The sequence below is a fragment of the Variovorax pasteuri genome, assembly GCF_051216435.1.
Classification (GTDB): Bacteria; Pseudomonadota; Gammaproteobacteria; order Burkholderiales; family Burkholderiaceae_C; genus Variovorax.
The window spans coordinates 51,925-77,414 of sequence record NZ_JBPJZS010000012.1 but is presented as its reverse complement, the minus strand read 5'-3'; the positions used below and the strand labels follow the sequence as shown (position 1 = coordinate 77,414).

Below are 25,490 nucleotides of genomic sequence, written 5' to 3'. Positions count from 1 at the left end.
GTGCCGACTCATAGTGCGCATGACGGTCATCCGGCGCTGGTAGGGGTCGCTCCGGCGCCCGCCCACGAGGGCGGTTCCCCGATGCTGGCGGGCTGTCACCGAATCGTCCGGCGCGGCACCGCCGCGTGCTACTTCGCGAAGAGCATCGAAATGTCGGCGAAGGCCTTCAGCTCCAGCGCGTTGCCCGACGGGTCCAGGAAGAACATGGTCGCCTGTTCGCCGGGCTCTCCCTTGAACCGGATGTACGGCGCAATGACGAACTCGGTGCCCGCGGCGCGCAGTCGGGCCGCGGCGGCTTCCCAGTCCGCCATCGGCAGCACGATGCCGAAGTGGCGCACCGGCACGCCGTGCCCGTCCACCGCATTGAGCTGGGCCGCGCCTGTCGCTTCGGGCGCCAGGTGCGCAACGATCTGGTGGCCGTAGAAATTGAAGTCGATCCACTCGGGCGAACTGCGGCCTTCGGGGCAACCGAGCACTTCGCCGTAGAAGCTGCGCGCCAGTGCGAGGTCATGCACCGGAAATGCGAGATGGAACGGCGACATCAAGCCGGGGTTGGTCGTGGGGGCGTTCATGCGCGTGGCTTTCAAAGAAGGAATGAAGGGCAGGGAAAAGCCGCGATCGTAGGTTCCACGAATCAAAAATCAAATCAATATATATTGGGTCTGAGCATCAAAAGGATTGATGAATGATTCGCGAACTGAAGACCCTGATCGCCGTGGCGAACGAAGGCACCTTCTCGGGGGCGGGCGAGAAGATCGGGCTGACGCAGGCGGCCGTCAGCGCGCAGATGCAGCGGCTGGAGGCTGAGTTGGGCGTCGCGCTGTTCGACCGCACGGGGCGCTCCGCGCTGCTGAACGCGGCGGGCCGCCAGACGCTCGCGCAGGCGCAGGAACTGCTCCGGCTCTACGGCAATCTCGGTGCCGACCCGGTCGGGCAGGCGTCGACGGCGCTTGTCAGCATCGGTGCCATTGCATCGGCACAGCGCTCGGTGCTGCCCGACGTGCTGGCCCGGTTTCACAGGCAGCGCGAAGGCGGCCGCACGCGGGTGATCCCGGGCGTGTCGATGTCGCTCGCCGACCAGGTCGACGCGGGAGAGCTCGACATGGCGGTCATCATCCGCCCGCCGTTCTCGATGCATGGCGACCTGCGCTGGACCACGCTGGCGAGCGAGCCTTTCCGGCTGCTGGTGCCACGGCAGCTCGCGGGCGACGACTGGGCCGCAATCCTGTCGAGCCAGCCCTTCGTGCGCTACGACCGCGCGTCGTTCGGCGGCCGGCAGGTCGAACGCTTCCTGCGCGCCTCGCACCTGGAGGTGCGAGACGTGTGCGAAGTCGACGAGCTGGAGGCCATCGTCGCGCTCGTGGCCAAGGGCGTGGGCGTGGCACTGGTGCCCGAAACAGTCACGCACCGCCGCTGGCCGGCCGCGGTGCGCGCAATCGATCTGGGGCATCACACCTTCCACCGCGAGATCGGGCTGGTGCACCGCAGCCGGCGCGATCTTGGCGACGCGGCCCGCGAGCTGGCACAGGGGGTGTGTGCTGCCTACCAGGTCCTGGACGCGGACCGGGCGCGCATGCACTGACGGCTGCAGCGCGGTCGACACGGACCGCTGCATAGAATGCCTGCGCCTTTCGGTTCGCTCGTTTCGCGCCGTCACTGCCGGCGCCTTTCAAAACTCAGGAGGTCAAGGTATGGGGATCAGGGACATCATCGGCCACGCGCTGCTGGACAACGACAAGCTTCACTTCGACCCGGCGCCGGACGCCACCGCCGAGGAAGCGTGGCTGGTCACATTGAGTGCACCGCTCAGCGCCTTCAACGGCGACTACGTCAATTCGGTGCCCACGGGCAAGGACGACGACGAATTGCGCGAGGGCATCGCGCAGGTATGGGGCGTGCACGACCGCGCCAGCTTCGAGGAGAAGGCCCGCTGGCTCGTGCAGGAGGGGCAACGCACGGTCTACGCCTCGGTGTGGCAGGCCATCGCGGCGGTCGACGACGCCGTGCAGACGACCCACCCGCTGTTGCGCGCGCTGGTGGACACGTCCTTCCCCGCCTTCTTCCAGATCAAGGCGCGCAAGAGCCTCGACTACAAGGCGCTGGCGGCGCAAAGCGGCCATTCGTTCTCCGAGGTTTCGCAACTGGTGACGAACAGCCGGTCATGGGTGGACGAACTGAGGAAGCACTTCAAGGTTCAACCCGCGCAGATCGCCAGCCTGGTGGCATGGGACGCCGTGCGCCTCGCGAGCCTGTCGCGCTGGGCGGTCCAGTTGGGTTTCATCGATCGCGCGGAGTTCGCGGGGTTTGCAGGCGGCCTCAAGCCCCAGGTGCAGCAGGCGTATGCCGACTGGGCGCAGGTGAGCGCCGCCTACATTGCGGGCGGCCTGGTCTGGCGGTATTCGGATGAGCGCGAGGAGAACCTGCTGCGCACGAACCGCCTCTTGCTGAGCGACGCACGCAGCCCGTATCGCAGCACGGCGCTTCGCTGACTTTGGAGCGGCGGGCACAGGGCGTAACCTTCATCGCCCGGCGCCCGAACTAAGCCGCAGGGGACGCGGATTCGAAAGCTGTTGGATGGCACGCCCTGCGCTATGCGCACCCATGCACATCGAAGCCGCGTATGCACCCCTTCACCTCCAAGGATGCATTCGCCATGAACCACCACCAAGGGCGCCGCTTCGTTCCTAGAGCCGGCACGCCGGCCGTCCGGCTGGCCATGAAGTTCACCTTGGGCGCAGCCTGATTTCCACGGACGGTGCCCATGCTGCTCTTCGTCGTCGCCTACCTGGGCGGGGTGCTGACCATCCTCAGTCCCTGCATTCTTCCGGTCCTTCCTTTCGTGTTCGCGCGCGGCGACCAGCCGTTCCTGAAAAGCGGCCTGCCGCTGCTGCTCGGCATGGCGTTGACCTTCGCCGGCGTGGCCTCGCTCGCCGCAGTCGGCGGCGGTTGGGCAGTGCAGGCCAACCAGTACGGGCGCCTGGTGGCGATCGTGCTGATGGCACTGTTCGGCATCACGCTGCTGCTTCCCCGGCTGGCGGCGCACCTCGCGCGGCCGCTCGTGAGCTGGGGGGAGCGGCTGTCGGCCTCGGCCGATGGCGACGCTGCGCTCGGGCGGCGTTCGTCCTTCGTCACCTCGGTGCTGCTGGGTGTGGCCACGGGCCTGCTGTGGGCGCCTTGCGCTGGCCCGATCCTCGGCCTGGTGCTGACCGGCGCGGCGCTGGGCGGCGCGAGCGCGCAGACCTCGCTGCTGCTGCTGGCCTATGCGGCGGGTGCCGCGACCTCGCTGGCGGGCGCGCTGCTGATCGGCGGGCGCCTGTTCAAGGCCATGAAGAAGTCGCTGGGCGCCGGTGAATGGATTCGCCGCGGCATCGGCGTGGCGTTGCTGTGCGGCGTGGCCGCCATCGCGTTGGGGCTGGACACCGGCGTGCTGGCGCAGTTGTCGGTTGCGAGCACCGCCTCGGTGGAGCAGGCACTGGTCGACAAGGTGCGGTCGAACAAGCCGGTTGAAAAGAAGTCCCCGTGGCAGTGACGGCCGGCACCGATCTCGTTCTCGCACACCGGACAGGGTCATCGATCCGGCGTAGCCTGTGCGGCCGCGACGCCTTTCCCAATCCACACCCGTTGTTTCATGGAGTTTCAAAGATGATGAATCGAACCGACCCCGTCTGGCTGATCACGGGATGCTCCACCGGCTTCGGCCGCGAACTTGCCAAGCTCGTGCTGGCGCGCGGATGGCGCGCCGTGGTCACCGCGCGCAACCCCGCGCAGGTGGCCGACATTGCCGAGGGCCATGGCGACCGCGCACTGGTGCTGCCGCTGGACGTGACGCAACGCGGGCAGATCGAGCAGGTGGTGGCGCAGGCGCGGCAGCATTTCGGGCGCATCGATGTGCTCGTCAACAACGCGGGCTACGGCTACCTGGCCGCTATCGAGGAGGGCGACGACAAGGAAGTGCGCGACATGTTCGAGACCAACGTCTTCGGCCTGATCGACATGACCAAGGCCGTGCTGCCGGTGATGCGCGCGCAGGGCAACGGCCTGGTGGTGAACGTGTCGTCCATCGGCGGGCTCGCGAGCTTTGCGGCCACGGGCTATTACCACGGCACCAAGTACGCGGTGGAAGGCATCTCGGAATCGCTGGCGGTGGAACTCAAGCCGCTGGGCATCGGCGTGCTGATCGTCGAGCCGGGTCCGTTCCGCACGAACTGGGCGGGGCCTTCCATCCAGCAGTCGGCCACGCGCATCGAGGCCTACGACGCCACCGCCGGCGAGCGCCGCAGGCAGACGGCCGCGCGCAGCGGCAACCAGGCCGGCGACCCGGTGCGCGCCGCGCAGGCCATCATCGACGCCGCGCTGTCCGACAAGCCGCCGCTGCGCCTGGTGCTGGGCAAGGCGGCGCTCGACCTGGCGCGCAAGAAGCTCGAGTTCATGCGTGGCGACTTCGATGCGTGGGAGGCCACGACACTGGGCGCCGATTTTCCGCCGGGCGAGGGCTGAGCCGCTCGGGTCTGCATGTCATTGGCAGGTGCAGCGCATGCCAGGCACGGCTGACGCGGAAGGCCTGCTGCCCTAAAGCACGAACCAGCCCACCGCCACGTAGTGGCTCGCCGTGCCCGCCAGCACGAACAGGTGCCAGGCGCCGTGCGCATGGCGAAAGCCTTGCCGGTTGCGATAGAACACCGTGCCCGCCGTGTACAGCACGCCGCCGACCAGCAGCCACACCAGCCCGGCGGTGTCGAGCCGCGCGGCCAGCGGCACGGCGGCCAGCACGCCGAGCCAGCCCATGCCGATGTAGAGCCACAGCGGAGGCTTCTGCGGCGCGTCGCCCCTGGCCGGCCTCAGCTCGCGCCAGATGCCGAACAGCGCCGCCCCCCAGATGATCGCCAGCAGCAAGCCACCCCACGCACCCTGCAGCGTGACCAGCGCAAAAGGCGTGTAGGTGCCCGCGATCAGCAGGTAGATGGCGCAGTGGTCCGCCCGCTCCCACATGCGCTTCAGGCGCCCGCGCGTGCTGTGGAACAGGGTGGAGGCCGCGTACAGCGCCACGGCGGAGAGCGAGAACACCAGCGCCCCCGCGATGCGCGCGGGGTCGCCGGTGGGCACGGTCTTCAGCAGCAGCGCCGCCGCCGCGGGCAGCGCGAGCAGCAGGCCGAGCAGGTGGCTGTAGCCGTTGAGTCGTTCGCCGGGGTACATGTCGTGGGCTGCCTGCTGCGTGTGTGTGCGTGTGCGTGCGGGGAGGGGCGGGGCCTCAGCGGCCTGTTTCCTTCAGGTAGGTCTTGCGCGCGGCGAAGGCCGTGTTCGCGAAGTCCGAGAACACGCCGTCGATGCCGGCGCGGAAGTACGCGAGGTACTCGGCCGCCGGGTCGCCCTTGTACACGCCGGCCAGGTACTTGGCTTCGTTGCGGAAGGTGTAGCTGTGCACGAACAGGCCGGCCTTGTGCGCGTCGGCGATCAGCGCGGTGGGCTTCACGGTGTTCACGTCCGCCAGGCCCTTGCCCGCGACGAACGGCACGACGGTGTGGGCCATGACCTGCGGCTTCCACGGGCCGATGCCGTCGGCATAGGTCTTCACCTCGGCCAGGCCGGCGGGCGTGAGCATCTCGCCGAACCACTTCGGGTTGCCGGCCAGCGTCCAGCTGTAGGGGCGGCCGTCGACGAAGGTGTAGACGTCGTTGGTCACGTAGATCATTTCGCCGGTCTGGTAGTTGACGTCGTTGCCGTCCACCAGCTGCACCGCGCGCGCCTTCATGCCGGCCGAGCGCAGGTACTTCAGGCTCTCGGGCTCGAAGCTCTGCACGAAGATCGGCGCGTCCTTGCGGTTGAGGTCGTTGAAGTTCATGACCTTGAGCAGCGCGTCTTCCAGCGGATGGCTGCCCGCCGGGCCGCAGCCGTTGGCAATGGCTTGCGCGTTGTTCCAGATCGGGTTCTTGGTTTCCGGGTACACGCTGAGCGTGCGGCCGGTGGCGGCGCTCTTGGCCCGGGCGATGTCGATGACCTCCTGGAAGCTCAGGATCGGCAGCTTGCCGTTCAGCTCGGTCGGGCGCTGGTCCCTGGCGTCGTAGGTGGTGCCGCGAATCCACTGGCGCAGCTCGTCCATGGTGAAGTCGGTGATCGACCAGTCGTTGGTGTGGTCCTCGCCGTCGACGATGAGCGACTTGAGCACCGACTTCGGATCGCTCGGGTCGGTCAGGTCGCTCTTGTACTGGGCCGGGCCGTTCTCGGCGATGGCCGGGTACTTCACATTGACCAGCACGCCCGGCACGGTGCGCTTGCGGGCCGCGACGGCGGCGTTGGTCGCGGCCACGTCGGCCACGTTGGTGTTGTCGCTGAGCCAGGGGTTGTGGCGCGCCACCAGCACGCAGTCCTTCGTGAGGTGCAGGTCGGTTTCGAGCGAATCGGCACCGGCGTCGGCTGCGGCTTCGTAGGCGGTCTTCGTTTCCTCGGGGTACAGGCCCGGCAGGCCGCGGTGGCCGATGACGAGGGGCACCGAGCCGTCGAGCGTGCCCAGCGGCGCGGGCGCGGGCGCTGGGGGTGCCGGTGCAGGCGCAGGCGCGGGGGCCGGCGGAAGCACCGGAAACACGGCGCCGTTGTCGCTGCCGCCGCCGCAGGCGGCGATCACGAGGCAGCCGCCGATCGAGGCCATGGCCGCAAGGACGGCGCGAACCGGGCGGGGCGCGGGAGCAGGAACGATCTGTGTCATGGGCGGTCTTCGCGTGTGTATTGGAAGGAGAACGAAAGCCGCCGGATGCTAGGTTTGGCCCGTGACGCGACGGTGACCGGCTCGTTCGCATGCGCGGGCGCCGTGCAGAATCGCGGCGCGCACCCGCGCTCTGTGAGAACGACGCCATGCACCTTCCTCATCTGCCTGCCCTGCGCGGCGGCCTGCTGGCCCTGCTTGCGGCGGCGCTCTTCGGCATCAGCACGCCGCTGGTGCAGCGCGCGGGCGAGGGGCTGGGCGCGTTCACCACGGCGGCGCTGCTCTATGCCGGCGCCGCCTGCATGGGCGCCTGGCTGCGCCGGCCCGTGGCGCTTGAAGCGGCGCTGCGCCGCGCCGACCTGATACGGCTCTCGTGGATGGCGCTGTTCGGCGCGGTCATCGGGCCGGTCGCACTCGTGTGGGGCCTGCAGCAAACCAGCGGCACCAGCGCTTCGCTGATGCTTGCGCTCGAGGCACTGTTCACGGCGGTGCTGGCGCGCGCGCTGTACCGCGAGGTGATGGACCGCCGCGTCTGGAGCGCGATGCTGTTGCTGCTCGCAGGCGGCCTCGTGCTCGTGGTCGATCGGGGGCTGAGCGGCGGCGTGCAACTGCTGGGGCTGCTCGCGGTGCTGGCTGCCACGGCGGCCTGGGGCATCGACAACACGTTGTCGCGTGCGCTGGCCGAGCGCGATCCGGGGCAGGTGGTGCTCGGCAAGTCGGCACTCGGTGCGGGCGCGACGCTCGTGCTGGCGCTTGTGGCCGGGGAACCGCTGCCGCATGGGCCGGCCGCGCTGGCATTGCCGGCCATTGGCGCCACCGGCTACGGTCTGAGCCTGCGGCTGTACCTGCTGGCACAGCGGGCCTTCGGCGCGGCGCGCACGGGCTCGGTGTTCGCGTTCGCGCCCTTCATCGGCGCGCTGGTCGCGATCGGGCTGGGCGACCGGGCCTTGAGCTGGGGCATGGCGACCGGCGGCGTGCTGATGCTGGCCGGCGTGGTGCTGCACCTGGCCGAATCGCACGGCCACGCGCACGACCACGACCTGCTCGACCATGAGCACGCGCACCGGCACGACGACGGGCACCACGATCACGTGCATGACGCGATGCCCGCCGGCGAGCACAGCCACCCGCACCGGCACCTGCCGCAGCGCCATGCGCATCCGCATGTGCCGGACGCGCACCACGCGCACCCGCATTGAACTGCGCGCCGAACCCAGCGCTCAGCGCAAGCCGGGCACCAGCGTCACCAGCAGGCCGACGGCCGCGCAGCCACCGAGCAGCGGCAACACGCCGACCTTGAACCTGAAGAGCGCCACGGTCGCCGCCACGGCGATGACGGCCGAGATGGCGTCGAAGTGCCCGCCGAAGCCCTGCGGCCACAGCACGTGGTAGGCGAAGAACAGCGCAAGGTTCAGGATCACGCCGACCACGGCCGCGGTGATGGCCGAGAGCGGCGCGGTGAACCCGAGCTTGCCGTGCGTGGCCTCGATGAGCGGCCCGCCCGCGAGGATGAAGACGAAGGAGGGCAGGAAGGTGAAGAAGGTCACCACCGTGGCCGCAAGCGCACCGCCCATGAAAGGTGCGCCCGCCCCGGCCACCTGCTGCAGCCAGCCGCCGACGAAGCCGACGAAGGCCACCACCATGATCAGCGGGCCCGGCGTGGTTTCCCCGAGGGCGAGGCCGTCGATCATCTGCCTGCCGTCGAGCCAGTGGTGCTGCTCCACCGCGCCCTGGTACACGTAGGGCAGCACGGCATAGGCGCCGCCGAAGGTCAGCAGCGCCGCCTTGGTGAAGAACGCGCCCATCTGCGCCAGCGTGCCGTGCCAGCCCTGCGTGGCGACGAGGCCGCCCATGGCCAGCGCCCACAGCACCAGGCCCACGGCAAGCACCTTGGCCAGCCGGCCGCGGGTGAAGCGCGCATGCGGCGGCGTGGGCGTGTCGTCGTCGATCAGGGCCGGCCCGTAGCCCGCCTTGGCGCTGCCGTGGCCGCCGCCCAGCGCGAACACGCCCGGCGCCCAGCGCGCGCCGAAGTGGCCGATCAGCCCGGCCCCGATCACGATGGCGGGAAACGGCGTGTCGAAGGCGAAGATCGCCAGGAAGGCCGCGCCCGCGATGCCCCACATCCACGGGTTCTTCAGCGCCCGCGTGCCGATGCGGTGCGCCGCGTGCAGCACCAGCGCGGTCACCGCCGGCTTGATGCCGTAGAAGATGCCCGCCACCACGGGCACGTTGCCGTAGGCCATGTAGACCCAGGACAGCGCGATCAGGATGAACAGCGACGGCAGCACGAACAGCGCGCCGGCCACCACACCGCCCCAGGTGCGGTGCATGAGCCAGCCGATGTAGGTGGCCAGCTGCTGCGCCTCGGGGCCGGGCAGCAGCATGCAGTAGTTGAGCGCATGCAGGAAGCGCTTCTCCGAAATCCAGCGCCGGCGTTCCACCAGCTCGGTGTGCATGATGGCGATCTGCCCCGCCGGGCCGCCGAAGCTGATGAAGCCGAGCTTGAGCCAGAAGCGGAAGGCTTCGCCGAAAGAAACGGGTTGAAGAGGGGCAGAAGGGTCAGGGGGTGCGTCGGTGCGTGCGGTGTCCACGGAAGGCTCCGGTCGGGTTGCCAGCACTTGGACGGGACACCGTCTGACTTTGCAGACCGGGAGGCTGAGGCCCCGGGGAGGCGGATCGTAGCAGGGCCCGGCTGTTTCTCGCTGTGCCGCACGCATGCGCGGCAGTTGCAGCAGCACCGGCACGCGCGCCGACAATGCAGAGCGCAAACCCATGCCCAAACACCTCGCCACCATCGCCGCCCTGACCCTGTCGCTCGCCGCATCGGCCTTCTTCTTCTGGGCCTGGTACGACCGTTACCTGCGTTGGGACTTCAACGACCTGGGCCGGCACTACGACGCCGACACGCAGACCGTCTACACCACCAGCGGTTTCGTCTGGGCGTTGCCGGCCTTCGGCTGCCTGTTGCTGGCTGCGTGGGTTCTGGCCCGCGCGCTGAAGCGGGCACGCGCGCGACGGGCGGCCGCCTCGCGCGGCGGCTGACCGCTTCAATCTCGCGCGGGCAAACCCGCTTCCGGGTTCCGGTGCGCATCCGTAGGCTTGCCCCGCCGGGCGCGACCCGGTGTCTGCCCGCGGCCATGGCGTCGATCTTGCATGCGGCGGACTGTTCTCAACCCGAGGGAGAGTCGATGAAAAGCTTCTTGCCGTGGCACCGCGCCGGCCTGTTCCTGTTGGCGCTGGCAAGCGCCGTCGCCGCGCAGGCCCAGGTGCTGCAGCTCAAGTGGGCGCATGTCTACGAGCCCACGAGCATCTTCCACCAGCAGGCCGAAATGGCGGCGCGCAAGATCGCCGAACAGTCCGAAGGCAAGATCAAGGTCGAGGTGGTGCCTTCCTCGAAGCTGGGGCAGGAGTCCGACTTTCCGCTGATGCTGGCCAACGACTCGGTGCAGATCGCCTACGTCGGGCAGGCCACGCTGGCCGAGGGCTATGCGCCGCTGAACCTGGCGAGCTACCCCTTTGCGTTCAAGGACCTCGACCATGTGCGCAAGTACCTGGCCAGCCCGCTGCTGGCGGAGCTGATGAAGGGCTACAACGAGAAGAGCGGCAACCGCATGGTGGCCGCCGTGTACTACGGCGCGCGCCAGGTCACGTCCGCCAGGCCGCTGGCCAGGCCCGAAGACTTCCGCGACCTGAAGCTGTACGTGCCCGACGCCGCGGCCTACCAGCTGTTCGCCACCGCGCTCGACGCCAAGCCGGTGACGCTGCCCTTCATGAGCCTGTACGGCGCGCTGAAGAAGAACGAGGTCGAGGCGCAGGACAGCCCGCTGGGCATCGTCAGGTCGAAGAAGCTCTACGAGGTGCAGAAGTACGTGATGCTGACGGCGCACGTCTACGACACGCTGGGCATCGTGATCGGCAAGGCCGCCTGGGCCCGGCTGGCGCCGCCGCAGCAGGTAATGCTCGAGAAGGTGCTCGCCGACACCGCCCGATGGACCAACGTCGGCGTGATTGCCGGCGAGCTGGAAGACGAGCAGTTCCTGCGCGGCAAGGGCATGACGGTGTCGACGGTCAACCGGCAGCTGTTCCAGGAGCGCATCGTCAAGCGCTCCACGCCCGAGCAGCTGGGCGCGCGGCCGGGCGACTACGCCCGGCTGCAGGCGCTGGCCTCCGGCGCCCACTGACGCGGCGCGGGTCTGGCCGCTGGTCAGGCGGGCCCGAAAGCGCTTCGCAGCCCGTGCGACAGGTCGGCAACGAGCGCCTCGCGCTGCGGTGACGGCCGCCAGAAGATGCGGCCAGCGACCGAGCCTGCGCCCGTGCTTGTTTCCCAGTCGGGATGGTTGCGCGCCGGCTGCGCGGCCCGCACGGCGGCGGCCGCGGCCTGGGTCTGCGCGTCGCCACCGGCGGGCGCGTTCGCGCCGATGCGCTGCGTGGCCGCATGGCCGCGCTGCTCCAGCGCCTGCGCAAGCTGAAGCTGCCACGCGATCAGCGCGAACAGCACACTGTCTTCCACCGTGAGCTCGTGCATGTCGCGCAGCTTGTTGGCGATCTTGCGCCCGAGCGGGCCCCAGCCCTGCGACACCGCGCCGCCGATGGCGCCGCCCAGCGCCGCGCCGGCGCCCAGCGAGATGCCTGCCACGGCCAGGTCGGCCACCACTCCCACCGCCGCGCCGATGGCCGCGCCCTTGCCCAGGCGCAGGCCCGCGTCCTTCATGGCTTCGGGGCTGAAGAAGTCGAGCGTCCATCGGCCTTCGACCAGGGGCAGCGGCGCCTCGTCGGCGTCGCCCTGGCGGAAGCCGTAGAGCGCGAGCAGGTCGTCGGTGCAACGCTGGGCCTTGTCGAACACCGCTTTTTGCAGGGCGGCCACGAGGGTCTGCCGGCGTCCCGTGTCGGCGAATTCGGTGGCCGACACCGTGCGGCGCACCGCCGCGGCATCGACCAGCAGCTCGGCGATGCGCGTGCAGGCCGACTGCCGGCGCCGGGCCGCCTCGGCGTTCAGCGCATCGACCACGCCGCGCAGCACCTCGCGGCGCTCGCGCAGCAGCGTGGCCAGGTCGTTGTACAGGTCCTGCTCGGCGCCGACGAAGGGCGCGGCCGCGTCGAAGCGCACCTGCACGTGCAGGCCGTAGGCCGACAGCAGCGCCTTCCACGCCGGCTCGCGGCTGGCGGCGTCGCGCACGAAGTTCAGCACCGGCAGCACGGGGCGTGCGCAGGAATTGAGCAACTCGATCTCGTCGCGGAACTTGGGCAGCACCGGCTCGCGCACATCGATGACGAGAAAGGCAGCGTCGATGTCGAGCATGGTGCGCAGCACCTTGGCCTCCTGCTCGAACACGCCGTGGGCCTCGGGGCCTTGCAGGAACTGGCGGATGCGCTCGGGCGGCGTGGCCTGCGTGCCTTGCATGTGGAAACCGGCGAGGTGCTCGCGCAGTGCGACGGCGTCTTCGAGGCCGGGCGTGTCGAAGAAGCGCACGGCGGCCGCGCCGTCCACCTCGAGGTCGACCGATTCGACATGGCGCGTGGTGCCGGGGCGGTCCGACACTTCGCCGAAGTTCACGCGCCGGGTGAGCGTGCGCAGCAGCGAGGTCTTGCCCGCGTTGGTGTGGCCGACGACGGCGATGCGGATGGGCGGCTGTGTCATGGCGCGGTGGCGATCGCGGCGGCGGTCGGGCGCAGGGCGGTGGCCAGGCTGTCGCCGGCCGCGATGCGTTGCAGGCCGGTGCCTTGCAGCCAATCGAGCCAGCGCTGCGTGGCGTCGGCGTTGGGTGCATCGGCCAGCCAGAGGCGGCATTCGCCGCAATGCGCCAGCACTTCGCGCAGGAAGCGCTCGGTGCCGCGGTCGGGGCTCGACGCGGCGTGGCACACCAGCAGCACGGTGCGTGGACGCACGCGGGCCAACTGGTCGAGCAGCGCGCGGCGCGACGTCGCGCTGCCGTCGATGCGTTGCACCTGCGCGGCCTCGGTGGCGGGCAAGGCCGGCGGCGGCCAGGGCGTATCGGGTGGCAGCTCGAAGCCGACCACGAACAGCAGGTCGTGCAGTTGCGAATCGGACAGGCCCGCGGGCGTGGCACCCTGCGTACGGCCGGGGTCGGCGTCGACGATGGCCGCCGGTGCCATCGCGGCGAAGCGGGCGAGCAGTTGGCGGTAGTAGGGCTCGCGCCAGTCGGGCTGCAGCGCCTTGCGGCGGCTGCGCCACATGGCGGCGCTCCACAGCACGAGGGCCACGCGCGGCAGCAGGCCGTAGACCACGATGCACCCCGTGAGCCACAGCGCCCAGGTGCGCTGGCCTCCCGCGTGGGTTGCGCCGGGCGCGGCGGCCAGGATGGTGGCGGCGTCGGGCACCGGGAAGCCGAGCTTCGAGGGCGCCCAGCCCAGCACCTGCACGGCCTGCACGAAGAATGCCGGATCGAGGATCGTCGTCTCCCAGCTCAGCGTGTAGCTGCGAAAGGCGAGCGCGAACAGCATCGCGGCCAGCACCACCGCGAACGACAGCGACCAGATGCCGTGGCTCACCAGGCCGAAAGCCCATGGAAGCAGCCTGGCGCGGGACAGCAGCCCGGTGGCGGCGCGCACCAGCAGCGGCGCCTGTCCGCGTTTGCCGCCCGCCACCCGCGCGGTGAGCGACAGCCAGATCCACCCGAGCGACGCGCTGCCCAATATGCCCGCCGGCAGCCACAGGCCGGCCAGCCAGGCCAGCAGCGTGAGGGCATGCAGGCCCAGCAGGCTGACCAGCGCGACGATCACGTTGATATGGCGCTCGCCGCCGCCCACCACGTTGCCCGCAAGGCCGAGGCCTGCAAGCACGATGAGCGCGACCATGCCCAGCAGCACCCACGGTGCCCAGACGCGGGCGCGGGTCAGTTCGGTTTGGAGGCCGAGGCGTTCGCCGAGGCGAAGCGCACGCTCGGTGATTTGCGCGTGGCTGCCGGCAGTGTGCGAGGCCGCAGCGCGCATGGCTTGCGCGTCGTCCAGCGGGCCGTTCTGCTCGGCCCATCGAATAGCCTCGGTGATCACCGCATCGGAAAAAGCAGATTCGCGCAACGCGGTGTCGGTCAACAGGGGCCCTTCGCTGAGGAGGCCCCGCGCAGGGTCAGGGCGCGCAAATTATGCCCGCCGCGCCGCAGGCGCCCCCATGAGAAACGGGGCCGCAAGCGGCCCCGTTTCCCAGGGTGCAAAGAGTCGGTGGCGCGTGCCAGGTCTCAGCGAAGGCCGAAGAACGAAAGCACGGCAACCACGACCACGACCAGACCGACGATATAGATGATGGAATTCACGCGAGGGCTCCTGTGTGTTGAATATGCGTACAGCTTCGTTCCGCAGGGGCTTCCTGACTGTCGGCAAGGGGCGGCGTGTGGTGTAGGACTCGCGAAGCGCATTGCCATGACATTTCCCCGGTTTGTCCGTTTTTCTCGGAGGGCGTGCACCAGATGTGACCATTGTTTGCAATAGGCCGCGTGCATCCACGCAAGACTCTGGCCCTTCCAGCAAAGGCACGGCCATGCGACCCACCGAGCACCCCCCTTTTTCCGGCCCACGCCCAGGCCATCCCGCCCACCCCGGCGCGCGCTCGCCACGCGCAGCCGATGCCACCCCGACGCGCGTCAATGCGCACCTGCTTCCCACGCTTTTCGACCGCCTGCGCGACGAGGCGCCCAGCCGCACCTCGGAGCTGCCCTCGGACTACACCGTCACGCCCGCGCAGATGCGCGACATCGTGCAGCGCGACCTGGCCTTCCTGCTCAACACCACCAATGCCGAGGACCTGATCGACCGCGAGCGCCATGCCGAAGCGGCCGCGTCGACCCTCAACTTCGGCGTGCCGCCGCTGGCGGGCAGCTACCTGTCGCAGCGCAAGTGGGCGGACATCGAACGCATCATCCGCCGCGCCGTGCAGGACTACGAGCCGCGCCTGATTCCCGAGACGGTGTCGGTGGTGCCGCTCATGAAGGAAGACGGCGCGGCCGAGGAATACAACGTGTTGCTGTTCGAGATCCGCGCGCAGATCCATCTGCGGCCCTACCCGCTGGAGTTCATGGTGCAGAGCGCGGTCGATCTCGAAACCAACCGTATGAGCGTGCTGCGCGTCGCGCGCTGACGCGTTTCCTTTATCTTCACTTCAGGGACCCGGATTCCATGGACCCCCAACTCCTCGACTACTACAACAAAGAACTGGTCTACATGCGCGAGGCGGCCGGCGAGTTCGCCCAGTCGCACCCCAAGATCGCCCGTCGCCTGGGCATGCACGGCATCGAGGTGGCCGACCCCTACGTGGAGCGGCTGATCGAGTCTTTCAGTTTCCTTTCGGCGCGCATGCAGATCAAGCTGGACGCGGAGTTCCCGCGCTTCACGCAGCGCCTGCTCGAGGTGCTGTACCCCAACTACCTGAGCCCCACGCCGTCGATGGCCGTGGCGCAACTGCATCCCAGCGTGAAGGAGGGCGATTTCACGCGCGGCTTCGTGGTGCCGCGCGGCACGGCCTTCCATGCGCGCGTGCCAACCGGCGAGGAAACGCCCTGCGAGTTCCGCTCCAGCCAGGACGTGACGCTGTGGCCCTTCGAGATCGTCGACGCCAGGCTGACGGGCGCGCCGCCCGACATTCCCGCGCTGGAGCGCTACCTGCCGCCGAACGTGCAGGTGACGGGCGCGCTGCGCCTTCGGTTGCGCATCGTGGGCGAAATGAACTTCAGCGCGCTGGTGGGGCTCGACCGGCTGCCCATCTACCTGCGCGGCAACGAGCAGGTGGCCTCGCACCTGTTCGAGCTGCTGCACACCTCGGCCGTGGCCACCTTCGTCGGGGAGCCCGGCAAGCTGGCCGACCGGCCGCACGTGGTGACCGAAGGCGCGCTGGTGCACGAAGGCCTGGCGCCCGGCGAGGGCTTGCTGCCGCTGGAGTGGAACACCTTTCACGGCCACAACCTGCTGCACGAATATTTCTCGTGCCCCGAGCGCTTCTACTTCTTCACGCTGACGCAGCTGGCACCCGGCCTGGCGCGCACACACGGCAAGGAGGTCGAGATCGTGGTGCTGCTGAGCAAGCCGCCGGGTGCGTTGGGCGCACTGGTCGACGCGGGCCAGTTCGCGCTGTTCAGCACGCCGGTGGTCAACCTGTTCGAGCGGCGCACCGACCGCATCGAACTCGACGAGGCGCAACCCGAGTTCCACCTGGTGCCCGACCGTTCTCGCCCGCTCGACTTCGAGGTCTATTCGGTGCAGCGCATTGCGGGGCAGCAGGCGCAGACCACGGCCGAGCTGGAGTTTCGTCCGCTCTACCAGACGCTCAACGAAGACGAGGGCAACTACGGGCGCTACTTCTCGGTGCGCCGCGAGCAGAGGCTCGCGTCCGACACCGCACGCAAGTACGGCACGCGCACGCCGTACATCGGCACCGAGGTGTTCCTTTCGTTGGTCGACCAGCACGAGGCGCCGTACCCCGGCAGCCTGCGCTACCTGTCGGTGAAGGCGATGCTCACGAACCGCGACCTGCCGTGCCTGGTGCCGCGCAACGGTCATTCAGACCTGGCGGTGGCCGACTCCGTGCCGGTCTCGGCCGTGGGCCTCATTCGCCCGCCGAGCACGCCCAAGTCGCCGTTTGCACAGCGCGAAATCGCCTGGCGCCTGATTCGCCAGCTGGGCTTCAACCACCTGCCGCTGGCCGACATGCCGCACCGCGAGGGCGCCCAGGCGCTGCGCGGCATGCTGCGGCTGTTCGTCACCGCCGACAACGACGTGCTGGGCCGCCAGATCGACAGCCTCGTCGGCTCGCGCATCGAACCGGTGACGCGGCGCCTGCCCGGCGCGGGGCCGCTGATCTACGGGCGCGGCGTGCAATGCACGCTGAGCGTCGACGAAGAAGGCTTTTCGGGCACCAGCCCCTACCTGCTGGGCCTGGTGCTGGAGCACTACCTCGCGCGGCACGTGAGCATCAACGTGTTCACGCAGACGGTGCTCGAGTCGATGCAGCGCGGCACGGTGGCGAAGTGGCCGGTGCGCATGGGCGGGCGAGGCATCGTCTGACGACGGGCTGTGCGCTTCAGCGTTTCTTGACGGGCCCCAGTGCCTGCTCGATCAGCCAGCGCATGGCCGCACGAATCTCCTTCGCGTCGCCGCCCGCATCGATCTCCAGCGCGGCCCGGTCGAACGCCGCCGACAGCAACTGCGACAGCGCATCGACGCAGACTTCGCCGCGCCCCATGCCGGCGCGTTTCAGGCCTTCGCGCAGCGAGTGCGCCGCGTTGGCGTCGTCCATGGCCATCACTTCCGCCATGCCCAAGACGGCGGGGCCGTCGACCAGCAGCAGCCGTGTGCGGCCCGGCACTGTCATGGCAGTCAGGTAGGCCTCGCTGCCTTCCAGCAAGGCCTTGCGCGGCTCCAACTGCGCGGGTGCCGCAGCCTCGATGTCGGCCGCGACCGCCATGGCTTCGCGCACCAGCACCTGCCGGAACAGGTCGCGCTTGTCCGCGAAGTGGTGGTACAGCGCCCCTCGGGTGATGCCCGCGGCCACGGCAATTTCGGGGGTGGACGTGTCGCCGTAGCCCTTGCTGACGAACAGGACGCGGGCGGCCTCGAGCAAGGCCAGCTGGGTGGTTTCGGTGCGTTCGCGGTTGGTGGCCATGCGCGGTAATTTACATGCAGGCTGTCTGTAGGTTAGTATTTAACATGCATGCAGTCTGTATGTTTTATGGAAAGGTCCGACCCATGAAAGTCACGAGCTATTACCCCGTCGTCATGACCGAAGACGTGGCGGGCACCGCCGGCTTCTACCGTTCGCATCTCGGATTCACGCCGCTGTTCACGAGCGACTGGTATGTGCATCTGCAGCTGGCGGACGATCCGTCGGTCAACCTCGCCGTGCTCGACGGTCGCCACGAGACCATTCCTGCCGTCGCGCGCGGCCAGGTGGCGGGCGGGCTGCTGTTGAACTTCGAGGTGGACGACCCCGACGCGGTGCACGAGCGCTTCAAGGCGGCCGGCTTGCCGATCCTGCTGCCCCTGCGCGACGAGGCCTTCGGCCAGCGGCACTTCATCACGCGCGACCCGAACGGCGTGCTGATCGACATCATCAAGCCGATCCCGCCGAGCGGGGAGTTCGCCCGGCAGTACGAGCCCGGCGCGCTGCCGACCTGACGCAAGGCTCAGGCCCGCAGCGCCTCTCCCTCGCCCAGGTCTTCGCCCAGGAACCCGCCGCTCTGGTGCGCCCACAGCCGCGCGTACAGCCCGCCCTGCGCCATCAGCGTGCGGTGGTCGCCTTCTTCCACCACGCGGCCTTCGTCGAGCACGATGAGCCGGTCCATCGCCGCGATGGTCGACAGCCGGTGCGCAATGGCGATCACGGTCTTGCCTTCCATCAGCGTGTACAGGCTCTGTTGAATGGCCGCCTCGACCTCGGAGTCGAGCGCGCTGGTGGCTTCGTCGAGCAGCAGGATCGGCGCGTCTTTCAGCATCACGCGCGCGATGGCCACGCGCTGGCGCTGGCCGCCCGACAGCTTCACGCCGCGTTCGCCCACATGCGCCTCGTAGCCGCGCCGTCCGCTCGCGTCGCCCAGCGTCTGGATGAAGTCGTGCGCCTCGGCGCGCCGGGCCGCCGCCTCGATCTGCGCCTGCGTGGCGTCGGGCCGGCCGTAGGCCACGTTGTCGGACACCGAGCGGTGCATCAGCGAGGTGTCCTGCGTGACCATGCCGATGTGGCTGCGCAGCGAGTCCTGCGTGACATGCGCGATGTCCTGCCCGTCGATCAGGATGCGGCCGCTCTCCAGGTCATGAAAGCGCAGCAGCAGGTTCACCAGCGTCGACTTGCCCGCGCCCGAGCGGCCGACCAGGCCGATCTTCTCGCCGGGCTTCACCGTGAGGTTCAGGTCCTCGATGACGCGGCGACCCGCGTCCCCGTAGCGGAAGCTCGCGTGATCGAAACGCACCTCGCCGCGCGGCACCTCGAGCACCTTGGCGTTGGCCGCATCGAGCACGGTGCGCGGGCGCGACAGCGTCTTCATGCCGTCCTGCACCGTGCCGATGTTCTCGAACAGGCTGGTCATTTCCCACATGATCCAGTGCGACATGCCCTGCAGCCGCAGCGCCATCGCGGTGGCCGCGGCCACCGCGCCCACGCCGACCGCGCCCTGCGACCACAGCCACAGCGCCATGCCCGCCATGCCGGCCGTGAGGCCCATGCTCAGCGTGTGGTTGACGATTTCGAACGCGCTCACCAGGCGCATCTGGCCGTAGCCTGTGTGCATGAATTCGCGCATGGCGTCGCGTGCGAAGCCGGCCTCGCGCTGCGTGTGCGAGAACAGCTTGACGGTGGCGATGTTGGTGTAGGCGTCGGTCACGCGCCCGGTCATCAGCGAGCGCGCATCGGCCTGCGCCTTGCCGACCTTGCCCAGGCGCGGCACGAAGTACACCAGCGCGCCGATGTACAGCACCAGCCAGATCACGAAGGGCCACACCAGCTGCGCGTCGAGCACGCCCACCAGGATGATCATGGTGGCCACGTACACGCCCATGGCCACCAGCACGTCGGCCAGCACGAACACCGTGTCGCGCACTGCGAGTGCCGTCTGCATCACCTTGGCCGTGATGCGGCCGGCGAACTCGTCCTGGTAGAAGGACATGCTCTGGCCGAGCATCAGCCGGTGGAAGTTCCAGCGCAGGCGCATCGGCAGGTTCACCGCGAGCGTCTGGTGCTTCACGATGGTCTGCAGCGCCACCACGCCGATGCTGATCACCAGGAACCCGGCCAGCCACAGCAGGGTGTCGCCGCGCTCGGCCCACAGGCGCGACGGCACCTGGCCGCCGAGCCAGTCGACGACGTGCCCGAGGATGGCGAACAGCGCCGCCTCGAAGATCGACATGACGGCGGTGAGCGCCGCCATTGCCGCGATCTTGCCGCGCACGCCGTGCGTGCAGGCCCACAGGAAGGCCAGGAAGCCCTGCGGCGGGAGGGTGGGTTCGGCGGCGGGGTAGGGGTGAAGTAGTTTTTCGAAGAAGCGGAACAAGTAGACGGTCTCCCAGAGAGTCAGGACTTTAGCCGCGGCGGCATGACCTTGCCCCGAAAAGGTGCGTTCCGTGGCGCTTCGGGCCGCGTCTAGTCCCGGGGCCTGCGCTTGAGCATCGGCGCACAGTCTGCGGAACTGCTGCAGATGCAACCTGAAGGCACCCTGCATGCGGCGCCGTCACCTCCACACAGAGTCAGGTCGCGGTCATGCGCCAGGCGCTCAAAATCGGGCAGACCCACGGAAAAAACAGGAGCCTTCCTTGAAGAGTGTGAATGCCGCGCCAACCCCGACTTCGGACATCCCCGCCCAATGGCCGCAAGAAGCTCGCCTTCCGCGCAAACCCGTTCCGCGCCGGCAGCAGGTGTCTGCCTACCGTTTCTTCATGCTGTTCGTTTTCGCGTGCATCGTCCTCGCCGATGTCTGGGCGGATCTGAAAATGCCTGCGGCTGTCGTCCACGTGGTCGGCCTGCTTTCGGTGCTCGTCTGGACTCTGACGCTGCTCGGCGGGTTGGAGCTCGGGCCCCTGGCCGTCGTCAGGAAGGCGCTGCGCAGTCGTTGATGCCCCACTGAGCTGAGTGCGGGCTGGCTGGCACTCCCGGATTGCGCCGCATCGATTTCCTCGGCATCGGCAAGGGGGCGACGCCCCTGAAATTACAGACCCATCGCGTTTTCACCGAGCCTTGGCCGGCCGTTGCCTATCGACTTCCGCCTTCGGGCCGAAGGCAGCGTTGTGCCTCCTCGGGTCTGCCGGCGCCCAGCGCCGCAGCGCGCTCGGCACGCAGGCAGGCCATCAGCGTGTCGTCCTTGCGCGACCACAGGCCCTTGTCCTGGCAGCGCATGGCGCGGGTGGCCAGCAAGGCGACCGCATCGCTGTCGCCGACCTGCAGCCAGTTGGACTCGTGCACGAACTCCTCGGCGCTCTCGCAGCTGTCGAGCGTCACGGCGCCGGTGAACTCGTACGCCAGCACCGGTTCGGGTGTGGCGGGAGGCGCGCCCACGCCGACCTTGCCGTTGCTGTTGCTGTTGCTGTTGCCTGCGGCCACGGCTGTCGGTGCATGGTTGGCCAGCAGGCGGTTCATCACGCCGGACAGCACGGCGGTTGCCAGCAGCAGCACGAAGAAGCCGCCCAACAGCGTGCGCAGGGTCTTGCCGCGCGTGCCGAAATAGCGTTGCTTTCGCTCGATCTGGCGCGCCCACCGGGGCGCGAGCTTGTCGTGCAACGCCAGCCACGCCGGCAGATGGGCGTGACCCTGCGTGCCGAGGTGCAGCGCGAACCAGTCCGGAAAGTCGCGCGCCATGTCGGCGAGGGCCTGCGCAAAGCGGCGCGCCTGCTCGGTTCCGGGCGCGGCCACGCGCGTGGCCGCATCGAGCGCCTGCTGCTGCAGGGCGACGGCTGCCGGCGCCTGTGCGTGCCACTGCAGGCCCTGGTTGACCACGCGCGAAATCCAGTGCGCGGCCGCAGGGCTGGCGATCGGTCGGGCGTTGCGGTCGGTCCAATGAAAGCGCCGGGCCGCAGCGTCGAACAGCACGGCCCGGCCGGCCGGGCTGGCATGCAGCAGATCGGCGATGCGGGCTTCGAGCTGTGCGTGGCTGTCGAGGTGAAGCAGCCGCGGGTCGGCCAGCGCCGCTTCGAACACAGCCGAGACGGCGCCGGGTGGCGCGGTGCGCAACTGCTCCGTCCAGTCGCGCAGGGCCTGGTGTGCTTCGTTCAGGCTTGGCGCGACGGTCGCGGGTGCTGCCGGTGCCGGTGCCGCTGGCGCTGCGGGGGGCCAGACGGGCGGTGACGTGAGCGGCGAGGGACCGTCCATGCGATGCGGGTCGACCAGCGGCGCATCGGGGAGGCCGTGCTCGGGGGTGTCGGACCCGTGAGGATCGCGCTGGCCGCCTTCCTGCTCTTCTTCCTCTTCTTCTTCCTCCTCGTCCTCCTCGTCCTCCTCGTCCTCCTCGTCCTCCGGTTCCTCCGGTTCCTCCTCCCGCGCGGCCCAGGCCAGCGCCTGCTCATAGGCCTGGCGCAGACGCTCGAAGGCCTCGCGCTCGCCGGCCTGGTCGATGGCCTTCAGCGCCACGGCATAGGCGCGCTTGATGGCCTTGACGTCGCGGGTCGGCGCGATCCCGAGGCGCTCGAAAGCGGCGGTCACGGCGCTCAAAACACGAAGTCCGGATCGAAGTGGCTGTCGCGCTCGAAGAAGCCCACGGCCTTGCGCAGCCGCTCGCGCGCCGGACGGATCTGCCGCTCGTCCTGCGATTCGAGCGTGAGTTCGAAGCGGGATATTTCGTCGCCCAGCCGTTCGCGGGCATCGCTGCGCAACTGCTGGAACACGCGCTCGGCCTGCGCCACCAGCGCGCGGTTCTCGGCCTTGTCGCGCGGGTGGATCTTGAGCTCGGCCAGTTGCCCGAGGCGCGCGGCGATCTCCAGTTCGCTCAGCACGCCGCTGTTGCCCTGGATCACCAGCCGGTGCACTTCGTGCGTGGCCACGACGGTCGCCTCGACCTCCAGCAGGCCGTTCACGTCGTAGGTGAAGCGCACCTCGACGCTGGCTTCGGCGCGCGGGCCGGGGGGCAGCGGCACTTCGAGCACGCCGAGCTTGATGTTGTCGCGCACCAGCCGCGCCTCGCCCTGGAAGATCTCGAGGGCGAGAACGCGCTGGCCTTCGCGCACCGGGACGTAGCTCTTGACGCGGCTGGCCGGCACCACGGTATTGCGCTCGATGATGGGCGAGAAATAGCCGTCGACCTCGCCGCCGCCGGGCATGCGGTGCACGGTCTCGACGCCCAGCGTGTAGGGGCAGACGTCGGTCATCACCACTTCCTTGAGCGCTTCGTCGCGCGCCTTCAAACCGGCCATCACCGCGGCGCCCAGCGCCACCACCTCGTCGGGGTTGATGTCCATCGCGGGAAAGCGCCCGAACATGCGCGTGACCATCTGCCGCACCACAGGCGAGCGGGTCGCGCCGCCGGCCAGCACCACGTTGTCGATGTCGCCCGCGCGAATGCTGGCGTCGCGCAGCGCGCGCTCGACCGGCCCGCGCAGCCGGGCCAGCAGCGGCTCGCTGATGGCGCGAAAGCGCTCCTGCGTCAGCGCCAGCGTGTGCTCGCGGTCCTGCCAGTGGAGCATGAGGGTGGCGCTGTCGCTGTCCGACAGGGCCCGCTTGGCCTGCTCGGCGCGTGCCACCAGTTGCTGCATGAAGCCGCCGTCGGCGCGCGCGGCCTCGGGCAGGCCGGTCTCGGCAAAGAACAGCTGGACGATTTCGTTGACGAAGTCTTCGCCGCCCAGAAAGTTGTCGCCCGCCGTGGCGCGCACCTCCATCACGCCCTCGAACATCTCGAGGATCGACACGTCGAAGGTGCCGCCGCCCAGGTCGAACACCAGGAACTGGGTTGCGTCCTCGTCCTGGTGCAGGCCGTAGGCCAGTGCGGCGGCCGTGGGTTCGTTGACCAGCCGCTCCACCTGCAGTCCGGCGAGCTGGCCCGCGATGCGCGTGGCCTTGCGCTGGCCGTCGGAGAAGTAGGCGGGCACGGTGATCACCGCTTCGCTCACGGGCTCGCCCAGCATGGCCTCGGCGTCGGCCTTCAGCGAGCGCAGCACCAGCGACGACAGTTCCTCGGCGCGGAAGCTGCGCGCGCCGAGCTGAAAGCTCTTGTCGCTGCCCATGTAGCGCTTGAACAGCGATGCCGTCACCGCGGGATGCGTCTGCAGCCGGTCGCGCGCGGCCTGCCCGACCAGCACGCTGCCATCTTCGTCGATGCTCACGCACGACGGCGTGAGGTAGGCGCCCAGCGCGTTCACCACCAGGTGGGGGCGGCCGTCCTTCCAGACGGCGGCCAGGCTGTGGGTGGTGCCCAGGTCGATACCGATGATCATCAGGCAGGTCCTCGCGTGTGTGCTTCAGGGTGGCGGCAGGTCGCCATGATGCCGCACCCGCGTGGCGCCCCGGGGCGGCGCGCTCGGGCTTCGTTCATGGGGCACCTTCAGCCGCTCGCTCAGAAAGTCGATGAACGTGCGCAGCTTGGGCGACATGTACTGCCGGCTCGTGTACACCGCGAACAAGGTGACCGGCGTCGACTCGAACTCCGGCAGCAGCCGCAGCAGCCGGCCCCGCGCGATGTCCTCGTCGATCAGCCACAGCGGCATGAAGGCGATGCCCATGTCCGCGTGCACCGCATGCAGCGTGAGCGTCGTGTCGTCGGAGCGCATGGCCGGCGCCAGCCGCAGCGGAAACATGCGCCCGCCCGGGCCCTTCAGCGCAAGGTTTTCCAGGTTCACATAGCTCGGCACGATGGCGCCCAGCTTCGCCAGGTCGGCAGGCAGGGCGGGCAGGCCGCCCATGCGCTTGATGTAGGCCGGCGTGCCCGCCAGGTAGAAGGGCACGCGGCACAGCGGCCTTGCGATCAGCGCGGGCGAGGGTTCCTGCGTGGCGCGCAGCGCCAGGTCGTAGCCGTCGGCCGCGAGGTCGACCTTGCGGTTCTCCAGGTGCATGTCGACCAGCACCTCGGGGTACTTTTCGCGGTAGTCGGCCAGCACGCGCGCAAAGCGCGGCGTGGCGCACCACACGGGCGCGCTCACCTTGAGCTGGCCGCGCGGCGTGTCGTGCGTCTGGCCGATGGCGGCCTCGGCCGCATCGAGCAGGTCGAGCGCGCGGCGGCTCTGCTCATACCAGGCGGTGCCAGCCTCGGTCAGGCTCTGGTGGCGGCTGGAGCGGTGCAGCAGCCGCGCGCCGAGCGACTTCTCGAGCTGCGCCACGTGCTTGCTGGCCATGGGCGGCGACATGCCCAGGCGCTCGGCCGCGGCCACGAAGCTGCCCGCCTCGACGACTTCGCGGAACACCCGCAGGCTGGTCATTCGGTCCATGTGAACATCCTTCAAGGTTTCCTGCAAAGAACTGATTCGATGCATCGTAGCCTGTCGATTTCCTTGCAGGAAATGTCTACAGTCGATGCAACGCCTTCAAGGAGCATCGACTTGACCCACGACAACGCCAACACATCGCGACTGCCCACGTACTTCATTTCGCACGGCGGCGGCCCCTGGCCCTGGATGAAGAAGGAAATGGGCGCCACCTACGACCAGCTCGCCGCCTCGCTGGCCGACATGCCGCGCCAGATCGGCCGCACGCCCAGCGCCATCCTGATGGTGTCGGCCCACTGGGAGGCCCCCGCCTTCGCGGTGCAGGGCAACCCCAGGCCGCCCATGATCTACGACTACGGCGGCTTTCCTGCGCATACCTACGAAGTGCGCTACGACTCGCCCGGCTCGCCCGAACTCGCGCAGCGCGTGCAGTCGCTCATTGCCGCGGCCGGCCTGCCGGTGCAGATCGACCCCGAGCGCGGCTACGACCACGGCATGTTCTCGCCGATGGCCGCCATCTATCCGAAGGCCGAGGTGCCGGTGGTGCAGCTGTCGCTGCGCCGCGGGCTCGACCCGGCGGAGCACCTGGCGCTGGGCCGCGCGATTGCACCGCTGCGCGATGAAAACGTGCTGATCGTCGGCAGCGGCCTGAGCTATCACAACCTGCGCAACTTCGGCCCACAGGCGCACGGCGTGTCGAAGGCCTTCGACGACTGGCTCGACGCCGCGGTGGTCAAGGGTTCGACGGCCGAGCGCAGCGCGCAGCTGCTCGACTGGGCGTCGGCCCCGGCGGCGCGCATGGCGCATCCGCGCGAAGAGCACCTGATCCCGCTGATGGTGGCCGTCGGCGCGGCCGAGGCCGAGGCCGGCGAGCGCATCTACCACGAGGACGCCTTCATGGGCGGCCTGGTCGTCTCCAGCTTCCGCTTCGGCGCGGCAGCCGCGTAGGAACGCGAAGAAA

At 69.3% G+C, this 25,490-nt stretch carries 22 protein-coding genes and 1 pseudogene; 12 read left to right on the top strand and 11 right to left on the bottom strand.

The window, feature by feature from the left end; all coding sequences use genetic code 11:
- Positions 1–128 precede the first annotated feature (128 nt).
- Entirely contained in the window at positions 129–572 is a 444-nt protein-coding gene (locus ACSFBM_RS30260) for a VOC family protein (protein ID WP_435439268.1), read from the bottom strand.
- Between the two features lie 113 nt (positions 573–685).
- On the opposite strand from ACSFBM_RS30260, the gene ACSFBM_RS30255 reads away from it, so the two are divergent.
- The 4 genes and pseudogenes from ACSFBM_RS30255 to ACSFBM_RS30240 all read left to right on the top strand — a co-directional run bounded on the left by ACSFBM_RS30255 (position 686) and on the right by ACSFBM_RS30240 (position 4,497).
- Positions 686–1,582 carry a LysR family transcriptional regulator gene (locus ACSFBM_RS30255; protein ID WP_435487687.1) on the top strand — a complete coding sequence of 299 codons (897 nt, stop codon included), beginning with the start codon at positions 686–688 and terminating at the stop codon, positions 1,580–1,582.
- A gap of 109 nt (positions 1,583–1,691) precedes the next feature.
- Complete coding sequence (locus tag ACSFBM_RS30250) at positions 1,692–2,489, top strand: DUF1266 domain-containing protein (protein ID WP_435487686.1); 798 nt, start codon at positions 1,692–1,694, stop codon at positions 2,487–2,489.
- Positions 2,490–2,761: 272 nt separating this feature from the next.
- Positions 2,762–3,496: pseudogene (locus ACSFBM_RS30245) on the top strand (cytochrome c biogenesis CcdA family protein); the annotation flags it as partial.
- A 146-nt stretch (positions 3,497–3,642) separates the two neighbouring features.
- The gene (locus ACSFBM_RS30240; RefSeq protein WP_435439265.1) at positions 3,643–4,497 is read left to right on the top strand and encodes an oxidoreductase; all 855 of its coding nucleotides are present in this window, start codon (positions 3,643–3,645) and stop codon (positions 4,495–4,497) included.
- 72 nt (positions 4,498–4,569) lie between these two features.
- Here the strand turns inward: ACSFBM_RS30240 and trhA are convergent, their stop codons facing one another.
- Both trhA and ACSFBM_RS30230 read right to left on the bottom strand, forming a co-directional pair.
- Entirely contained in the window at positions 4,570–5,193 is a 624-nt protein-coding gene (trhA, locus tag ACSFBM_RS30235; RefSeq protein ID WP_435487685.1) for a PAQR family membrane homeostasis protein TrhA, read from the bottom strand.
- 55 nt (positions 5,194–5,248) lie between these two features.
- Positions 5,249–6,700 (bottom strand): glycerophosphodiester phosphodiesterase family protein, encoded by a 1,452-nt coding sequence (locus ACSFBM_RS30230; protein WP_435487684.1) that lies wholly within the window; start codon positions 6,698–6,700, stop codon positions 5,249–5,251.
- A gap of 146 nt (positions 6,701–6,846) precedes the next feature.
- Here ACSFBM_RS30230 and ACSFBM_RS30225 point away from each other — a divergent pair, with 146 nt between their 5' ends.
- Positions 6,847–7,896 carry a DMT family transporter gene (locus ACSFBM_RS30225; RefSeq protein WP_435487683.1) on the top strand — a complete coding sequence of 350 codons (1,050 nt, stop codon included), beginning with the start codon at positions 6,847–6,849 and terminating at the stop codon, positions 7,894–7,896.
- A 21-nt stretch (positions 7,897–7,917) separates the two neighbouring features.
- Here the strand turns inward: ACSFBM_RS30225 and chrA are convergent, their stop codons facing one another.
- Complete coding sequence (gene chrA / locus ACSFBM_RS30220) at positions 7,918–9,288, bottom strand: chromate efflux transporter (protein ID WP_435487682.1); 1,371 nt, start codon at positions 9,286–9,288, stop codon at positions 7,918–7,920.
- A 181-nt stretch (positions 9,289–9,469) separates the two neighbouring features.
- Here chrA and ACSFBM_RS30215 point away from each other — a divergent pair, with 181 nt between their 5' ends.
- Both ACSFBM_RS30215 and dctP read left to right on the top strand, forming a co-directional pair.
- Positions 9,470–9,739: a hypothetical protein gene (locus ACSFBM_RS30215; protein WP_435487681.1), complete on the top strand. Its 270-nt coding sequence runs from the start codon at positions 9,470–9,472 to the stop codon at positions 9,737–9,739.
- A gap of 146 nt (positions 9,740–9,885) precedes the next feature.
- Positions 9,886–10,878, top strand: coding sequence for a TRAP transporter substrate-binding protein DctP (dctP, locus tag ACSFBM_RS30210; protein ID WP_435487680.1), 993 nt, complete (start codon positions 9,886–9,888; stop codon positions 10,876–10,878).
- 23 nt (positions 10,879–10,901) lie between these two features.
- Here the strand turns inward: dctP and ACSFBM_RS30205 are convergent, their stop codons facing one another.
- A complete protein-coding gene (locus ACSFBM_RS30205) occupies positions 10,902–12,335 on the bottom strand; it encodes a GTPase/DUF3482 domain-containing protein (RefSeq protein ID WP_435487679.1) in 1,434 nt (477 codons plus the stop codon).
- Positions 12,332–13,750: a DUF2868 domain-containing protein gene (locus ACSFBM_RS30200; RefSeq protein ID WP_435487678.1), complete on the bottom strand. Its 1,419-nt coding sequence runs from the start codon at positions 13,748–13,750 to the stop codon at positions 12,332–12,334. Before ACSFBM_RS30200 ends, ACSFBM_RS30205 begins: the two co-directional genes overlap by 4 nt.
- Positions 13,751–14,192: 442 nt before the next feature.
- Between ACSFBM_RS30200 and tssE the strand changes: the two genes are divergently transcribed.
- Together tssE and tssF are read left to right on the top strand one after the other, a co-directional pair.
- The gene (tssE, locus tag ACSFBM_RS30195) at positions 14,193–14,789 is read left to right on the top strand and encodes a type VI secretion system baseplate subunit TssE (RefSeq protein ID WP_435487677.1); all 597 of its coding nucleotides are present in this window, start codon (positions 14,193–14,195) and stop codon (positions 14,787–14,789) included.
- A gap of 38 nt (positions 14,790–14,827) precedes the next feature.
- Positions 14,828–16,708, top strand: a complete 1,881-nt coding sequence (gene tssF, locus ACSFBM_RS30190; protein ID WP_435487676.1) for a type VI secretion system baseplate subunit TssF — start codon at positions 14,828–14,830, stop codon at positions 16,706–16,708.
- Positions 16,709–16,724: 16 nt separating this feature from the next.
- Here tssF and ACSFBM_RS30185 read toward each other — a convergent pair whose 3' ends face one another.
- Complete coding sequence (locus tag ACSFBM_RS30185; protein WP_435439255.1) at positions 16,725–17,306, bottom strand: TetR/AcrR family transcriptional regulator; 582 nt, start codon at positions 17,304–17,306, stop codon at positions 16,725–16,727.
- 83 nt (positions 17,307–17,389) lie between these two features.
- Here ACSFBM_RS30185 and ACSFBM_RS30180 point away from each other — a divergent pair, with 83 nt between their 5' ends.
- Positions 17,390–17,818 carry a VOC family protein gene (locus tag ACSFBM_RS30180; RefSeq protein WP_435487675.1) on the top strand — a complete coding sequence of 143 codons (429 nt, stop codon included), beginning with the start codon at positions 17,390–17,392 and terminating at the stop codon, positions 17,816–17,818.
- Between the two features lie 8 nt (positions 17,819–17,826).
- Here ACSFBM_RS30180 and ACSFBM_RS30175 read toward each other — a convergent pair whose 3' ends face one another.
- Entirely contained in the window at positions 17,827–19,683 is a 1,857-nt protein-coding gene (locus ACSFBM_RS30175) for an ABC transporter ATP-binding protein (protein WP_435487674.1), read from the bottom strand.
- A 259-nt stretch (positions 19,684–19,942) separates the two neighbouring features.
- Between ACSFBM_RS30175 and ACSFBM_RS30170 the strand changes: the two genes are divergently transcribed.
- A complete protein-coding gene (locus tag ACSFBM_RS30170; protein WP_435487673.1) occupies positions 19,943–20,242 on the top strand; it encodes a hypothetical protein in 300 nt (99 codons plus the stop codon).
- A gap of 136 nt (positions 20,243–20,378) precedes the next feature.
- On the opposite strand, the gene ACSFBM_RS30165 is transcribed toward ACSFBM_RS30170, so the two are convergent.
- Genes ACSFBM_RS30165 through ACSFBM_RS30155 form a run of 3 tightly spaced genes read right to left on the bottom strand, consistent with a single transcriptional unit; the run spans position 20,379 to position 24,532 of the window.
- Positions 20,379–21,821, bottom strand: coding sequence for a J domain-containing protein (locus ACSFBM_RS30165; RefSeq protein WP_435487672.1), 1,443 nt, complete (start codon positions 21,819–21,821; stop codon positions 20,379–20,381).
- A 5-nt stretch (positions 21,822–21,826) separates the two neighbouring features.
- Positions 21,827–23,545: an Hsp70 family protein gene (locus ACSFBM_RS30160; protein ID WP_435487671.1), complete on the bottom strand. Its 1,719-nt coding sequence runs from the start codon at positions 23,543–23,545 to the stop codon at positions 21,827–21,829.
- Between the two features lie 24 nt (positions 23,546–23,569).
- Complete coding sequence (locus tag ACSFBM_RS30155) at positions 23,570–24,532, bottom strand: LysR family transcriptional regulator (RefSeq protein ID WP_435487670.1); 963 nt, start codon at positions 24,530–24,532, stop codon at positions 23,570–23,572.
- Positions 24,533–24,643: 111 nt separating this feature from the next.
- Between ACSFBM_RS30155 and ACSFBM_RS30150 the strand changes: the two genes are divergently transcribed.
- A complete protein-coding gene (locus tag ACSFBM_RS30150; protein WP_435487669.1) occupies positions 24,644–25,477 on the top strand; it encodes a DODA-type extradiol aromatic ring-opening family dioxygenase in 834 nt (277 codons plus the stop codon).
- The last annotated feature ends 13 nt before the right edge of the window (positions 25,478–25,490 follow it).

Bases quoted from the DNA above. Each gene is read 5' to 3' on its own strand.
- ACSFBM_RS30260 (WP_435439268.1), bottom strand. From the start codon at position 572: ATGAACGCCCCCACGACCAACCCCGGCTTGATGTCGCCGTTCCATCTC.
- ACSFBM_RS30255 (WP_435487687.1), top strand. From the start codon at position 686: ATGATTCGCGAACTGAAGACCCTGATCGCCGTGGCGAACGAAGGCACC.
- ACSFBM_RS30250 (WP_435487686.1), top strand. From the start codon at position 1,692: ATGGGGATCAGGGACATCATCGGCCACGCGCTGCTGGACAACGACAAG.
- ACSFBM_RS30240 (WP_435439265.1), top strand. From the start codon at position 3,643: ATGATGAATCGAACCGACCCCGTCTGGCTGATCACGGGATGCTCCACC.
- trhA (WP_435487685.1), bottom strand. From the start codon at position 5,193: ATGTACCCCGGCGAACGACTCAACGGCTACAGCCACCTGCTCGGCCTG.
- ACSFBM_RS30230 (WP_435487684.1), bottom strand. From the start codon at position 6,700: ATGACACAGATCGTTCCTGCTCCCGCGCCCCGCCCGGTTCGCGCCGTC.
- ACSFBM_RS30225 (WP_435487683.1), top strand. From the start codon at position 6,847: ATGCACCTTCCTCATCTGCCTGCCCTGCGCGGCGGCCTGCTGGCCCTG.
- ACSFBM_RS30215 (WP_435487681.1), top strand. From the start codon at position 9,470: ATGCCCAAACACCTCGCCACCATCGCCGCCCTGACCCTGTCGCTCGCC.
- dctP (WP_435487680.1), top strand. From the start codon at position 9,886: ATGAAAAGCTTCTTGCCGTGGCACCGCGCCGGCCTGTTCCTGTTGGCG.
- ACSFBM_RS30205 (WP_435487679.1), bottom strand. From the start codon at position 12,335: ATGACACAGCCGCCCATCCGCATCGCCGTCGTCGGCCACACCAACGCG.
- tssE (WP_435487677.1), top strand. From the start codon at position 14,193: ATGCGACCCACCGAGCACCCCCCTTTTTCCGGCCCACGCCCAGGCCAT.
- tssF (WP_435487676.1), top strand. From the start codon at position 14,828: ATGGACCCCCAACTCCTCGACTACTACAACAAAGAACTGGTCTACATG.
- ACSFBM_RS30185 (WP_435439255.1), bottom strand. From the start codon at position 17,306: ATGGCCACCAACCGCGAACGCACCGAAACCACCCAGCTGGCCTTGCTC.
- ACSFBM_RS30180 (WP_435487675.1), top strand. From the start codon at position 17,390: ATGAAAGTCACGAGCTATTACCCCGTCGTCATGACCGAAGACGTGGCG.
- ACSFBM_RS30160 (WP_435487671.1), bottom strand. From the start codon at position 23,545: ATGATCATCGGTATCGACCTGGGCACCACCCACAGCCTGGCCGCCGTC.
- ACSFBM_RS30155 (WP_435487670.1), bottom strand. From the start codon at position 24,532: ATGGACCGAATGACCAGCCTGCGGGTGTTCCGCGAAGTCGTCGAGGCG.